5 protein-coding genes and 2 pseudogenes are annotated in these 4628 nt (G+C 47.6%); 4 read left to right on the top strand and 3 right to left on the bottom strand.

Translation table 11 applies throughout. The annotated features are described in order from the left end of the window. Both BWI97_RS25725 and BWI97_RS25720 read right to left on the bottom strand, forming a co-directional pair. Window positions 1-762, bottom strand: a pseudogene (locus BWI97_RS25725) (PAS domain-containing protein); the annotation flags it as partial. Beyond that, complete coding sequence (locus BWI97_RS25720) at window positions 689-1144, bottom strand: PAS domain-containing protein (RefSeq protein WP_102203355.1); 456 nt, start codon at window positions 1142-1144, stop codon at window positions 689-691. The pseudogene BWI97_RS25725 and the gene BWI97_RS25720, both read right to left, overlap by 74 nt. 972 nt (window positions 1145-2116) lie before the next feature. Between BWI97_RS25720 and BWI97_RS29075 the strand changes: the two genes are divergently transcribed. From BWI97_RS29075 to BWI97_RS25710, 4 genes are all read left to right on the top strand, one after another. After that, entirely contained in the window at window positions 2117-2416 is a 300-nt protein-coding gene (locus BWI97_RS29075; RefSeq protein ID WP_199182108.1) for a Na+/H+ antiporter NhaA, read from the top strand. Then, a complete protein-coding gene (locus tag BWI97_RS29375) occupies window positions 2364-2489 on the top strand; it encodes a hypothetical protein (RefSeq protein WP_199182110.1) in 126 nt (41 codons plus the stop codon). Before BWI97_RS29075 ends, BWI97_RS29375 begins: the two co-directional genes overlap by 53 nt. Next, window positions 2434-3432 (top strand): Na+/H+ antiporter NhaA, encoded by a 999-nt coding sequence (gene nhaA / locus BWI97_RS25715; protein WP_199182107.1) that lies wholly within the window; start codon window positions 2434-2436, stop codon window positions 3430-3432. Before BWI97_RS29375 ends, nhaA begins: the two co-directional genes overlap by 56 nt. Window positions 3433-3511: 79 nt before the next feature. Next, window positions 3512-3736 carry a hypothetical protein gene (locus tag BWI97_RS25710; protein WP_102203354.1) on the top strand — a complete coding sequence of 75 codons (225 nt, stop codon included), beginning with the start codon at window positions 3512-3514 and terminating at the stop codon, window positions 3734-3736. A gap of 95 nt (window positions 3737-3831) precedes the next feature. Here the strand turns inward: BWI97_RS25710 and BWI97_RS25705 are convergent. Then, a pseudogene (locus tag BWI97_RS25705) lies at window positions 3832-4628 on the bottom strand (TIGR00341 family protein); the annotation flags it as partial.

Raw genomic sequence — 4628 nt, 5'->3', positions numbered from 1 at the left:
GCCCATGCTCAAACGGACGGGTTCGCCGCTCCGAGCTACTTGAGCATAGATGTCAAACCAAAATTGCTCATGCTCGGGGGCTAGCTCCCGCATCGTTTTCCCAAGGGCATTCTCAAGGCCCGTTTGTCGGAGAAATGCTTGATTGGTTTCTGCAAAGCGATAATCGGTGGGCTGGTCTTGCTCATCAAACAGAACCTCAATGATACAGAAGCCCTGATCAATGGAATTAAACAGCATTTGGTATTTATCCGTGGCCTGCTGGGCTATTTCATCTTTCAGTCGGCGAATTTCCACTTCGCCCTGCTTCATCGTAGTCATATCGGTGGTCGTCGTCGCTACGCCATCGCCGAGCTTCACTGTGGACTGATAAAACCAGCCATCAAACTGCTCATGTACATAATGCCGTTCAGATTGATCCGGAATACCCGTTTCGCATACCTGCTTAAACGTATCAAAAATGCCCACTTCTTTCACGCCGGGATTGAGCGTGAGCAGGCTTTCGCCAATGACATCTCCGTACTGCTGCTCACTGCTCTCATTGTTGAGTATCCAGACGAAATCAATAATTTCTCCTTCCTGATTGCGTACCGCCTTGAACACTTGAATCATTTCCAGGGTACTATCCAGGGTAGCCTTGAGTAAGGCCCGGCTTTCCTCTAACTGTTGGGTTCGCTGGGCGATTTGCTGCTTAAGTTCCCGCTGGTAGGTGTCGCTGGCTTGCTTGTAAGGCTGCTTCGGCTTCTTTTTTGTCCTGAATATCAATATTAATGCCCAGCCATTTTTTGACGCTTCCGTCGGCGTTCAGCATGGGCGTCGCCCGCACGTTGGTCCACCGCCAGCCACCCGTAGGTGAGCGTAGACGAAACTCCGCGTTTACGGGTTGACGTAGTCTGGCCGCCTCCTGCCACTGCGAAAGGGCATATTCCTGATCGTCGGGATGCACCGCTTTGGCCCATCCCTCGCCCAGCCATTCTTCTAACGATTGGCCAGTGTAGGCTCGCCAGCTGGGCGAATCGGTAGTAACCATACCCTTCGCATCGGTTTCCCAGAAGGCCTGGGCAAAGGACTCCATGAAGATTTGGTACTCCAGGGCTGAGAGAGCCGGCTGTGAGCTATTCTCTGCGGATTGAGAAGCAGAATTCATGCGAGATGAGAATGTAGAGGTTGGAAGGAAAACGTAACCTAGTAAAAGACTAGGCCAAATGATGCTGACGGGGATCCACACGAAGTAAATTAAAACTCCAGCTCAATCAGCAGTAAGGTGAATTTATTGTCATATATCAATTAAAAAGAAGGTATTAAGGGCGTATGCAACACTTTAGGATTTACTTTACGTATTAGCCTATACGAGGTTTAGATACCTAGCTACTTTCCGCCTGTAACCCTTACATTTTAGGGTATTGATCCGACTAAATTAATGCTAGAGCGACTAATCCTATTCCCTTTATCTTTGTAGCGTTGGGGTTAGTAATGGCTAACCGACCTTAGTTACGCCTTTAGGTAGGGTAAGATTTTTTATCGGCGGTTGAAAATCTACTTGGCTAGTAGGCTGATTCATTCGGGGGATTTGAATCTACCTACGAACGGAGTCCTGCGTAAAGGGGTTGCTACCGGGTTCACGCTCCATGTAGCTTTATTGCTGGTTACCTGTCAGGCCCCATCTAAAGAAAGCTTGCTTAGGGAATCTAAACAAGCTTTCTTTTTGCCCGTTATTCAAATGATCGGAGTAGCTCTAGCTTCTTAGCAAACGTGCGGTTAAATGGTAAGACTTTACTAAGCTCCGGCTCCTAGGCCTCAAACTCACGTTTGAAGTCTTCATGGGCCTTTAAAATGATCTCTTCTTATATTTGCCAAACAAGCAGCACATGAGTCTATAAATCGAAGCCTACATACAAAAACGTGCTTATTTTTGTATGTAGGCTTTTTCAACCGATGCCTTTTTTACTTGTTTATTCCTCCTGTTTCCGTAAGTATTCGTCAGCCCAAGGACCCTTTGTTCTTATCTTTACTACTCAATCTTTGCCTTCTATAAGGCTTTACTTTCGCCGTTCCATTGGGGGCTTCCTTAAGGCCTTAAGGCTATCTTTACCGCTGCAACCATTGATTCGAGGCGAAGATGAGCCAAACACCCATTGATGTGGTCGTTCGACCCATTAGCAAATTCATCCACCAGGAGTATACGAGTGGTATCGTTTTATTTTTAAGCGTTGTGGCAGCCCTGTTCTGGGCGAATTCACCCGGGGCAGAATCCTACCACCACGTCTGGGAAACCAGTCTTTCCGTAGGCTTTGCCCAGCACGTTTTGATCACCCCTTACACACTCTGGATCAATGATGGACTGATGGCCGTTTTTCTTCTTTGTCATTGGTCTGGAACTCAAGCGGGAGTTCATGGCAGGAGAACTCTCTACGCTTAAAAAAGGCATCCCTGCCTATGGTGGCAGCCCTAGGCGGTATGCTGGTGCCTGCCTTAATTTACGTGCTTTTTAATACCGGTTTAGATTCCATTTCCGGCTGGGGTATTCCCATGGCAACTGATATTGCCTTTGCTCTGGGCCTGCTTTCCTTATCCGGTAAACACATTCCCGCCTCGGTTAAAGTATTCCTTTCGGCCTTGGCCGTAGCCGATGATTTAGGGGCGGTCCTGGTTATTGCTTTCTTTTACACAGCCCACATTGACTTTACTTCTCTGTTTGTCGGATTCGGTTTTCTCGTCGTACTGCTAGCCGGAAATTTGCTCGGCACCCGGCGTAGCTTGTTTTACCTCATCTTTGGTATTGTTGTCTGGGCTTGTTTTCTCTTTTCGGGGGTACACGCCACCATCGCTGGCGTGCTGGTAGCCTTTACCATTCCAGCCCGAACCAAAATCAACGAACAGGAATACCTTGGGCAGATCTATTCGCATGCTAAGGCCTTTGAAGTAGCCATTCCGCTGCATGGGCCTTTAATGACGTCTGATCAACATCATATTGTCGAAGAAATCAAGCGTATAAGCCTGGATGCTCAAACGCCCTTGCAGAAAATAGAACATACCCTGCATCCCTGGGTGGCCTTTGGGATCATGCCCGTGTTTGCTTTGGCCAATTCGGGCATGCACATCGGTAGCAACTTCTTTTCCGAGCTGGTGAATCCCGTCAGTGCCGGCGTGGGCATAGGTCTGGTTCTCGGAAAACTAACAGGGGTTTTTGGTTTTACGTACTTGATGGTTAAGCTCAGAGCCGCCGATCTGCCTAATCTGGTCACCTGGAAGCACGTGTTTGGCGTAGCCCTCTTGGCGGGGGTGGGTTTTACAATGTCGCTGTTCGTGTCAAATCTAGCCTTTAGTGACGATCATCACGTGGATGCGGCTAAATATGGTTATCCTCCTGGCTTCAATTCATTTCAGGTACGGCAGGCATCATTTACCTGCGTTCGCTCTCCAAACAGCGGGTAGGGATGCCTTCGTAGAGGAAGGTTCTTTCAAACAAAGCATGGTCCAGATCGTTGATTACGAAACGTCCAATCCTTAGTCTATGGAAATCCTTAAGTTTAAAACGAACCTTTCCGACCAGCAACACGAAGCGGTTGGTCAGCAACTTAGTCAGCTAGCTGCCATCTCCCAGTGGAATATTGAAGAGGGCATCTTAAGTCTTTCGGGCAGTGATGTCGATCCTCAGGAAATTATTGAACTCATCGAAAAGCTAAACGGTTCAGCCGAACTGCTTCGCGTACAGGGGATTTCGGGGAGTGATATGTAGGAAATTTTAGTAACGGATGATCTACTTCCCTATACTTAGGGTATGTTCCCAATTTCAGGAATAATTGTGAAATTGGGAACATACATTTCCTTTTCTTAAAAGTCAGCCTTTACTCCAGAATCAGTTTTAATCTTCTTACTTTTCGTTCGAGTCAGGAGCCAGTTTTCCAGACGTCGCCGCTCGGTTAAGCTAGGCCGTTTAGCCATTTTTGCGTAGACGACCAGCACCGTATCGGGTTGAGTTTTGCGATTCATTAATAGCGTAGAGGCAGCGGTAAAACTCTGCACATTGGGCATGAGCGTGCGGAGTTCCTGATTCAGATCAGCAACTGAAATCTGATTGACCTGAAGCCTTTGCAAAGCCTGACGCAACGAGTCGATGGTTTGGTCTTTCCGGCTAATGGAGTTTTGCGAATACTTGATTACCTGGTCTGTAACAGTTGATGTAATGGCATTGACATCCACTTCGGCGTCCTTGAAGCTGCCTTGCTTGACAACTAAGCGAGCCGTATTCATTCCATAAGCCGGCATTTTTTGGCGAAGGGCCTGAATAGAATCGACCGGCAAGGGCTCACCTACCATGGTCAATTCAAGCAAACTTTGCTGCCGGTTAAACCGGGCATTATAAGCGACCACCTGACGATATTGAAAATTGCACTCGTTGGCAACAAACTGCTTGGCGGCCTGCTCAAAAATGGATTTACGTACAATTTGATAGCCTAAATAGGTACTCGGTCCTAGCACGATCAGTACCGAAATCCAGATCGTTTGCCGCACGCGGCGTTCAATGTCCCGGGAAGGGTATTTTTTTTGATGATACCCTAGAAAGCGAACGATGAGAAAGGTAGCCAGGCTGATACAAACACTGTTGATCAGAAAAAGATAAAAAGCCC

Source organism: Siphonobacter sp. BAB-5405, assembly GCF_002872335.1.
Taxonomy (GTDB): Bacteria; Bacteroidota; Bacteroidia; order Cytophagales; family Spirosomataceae; genus Siphonobacter.
This window is presented reverse-complemented; position numbering and strand designations above follow the sequence as displayed.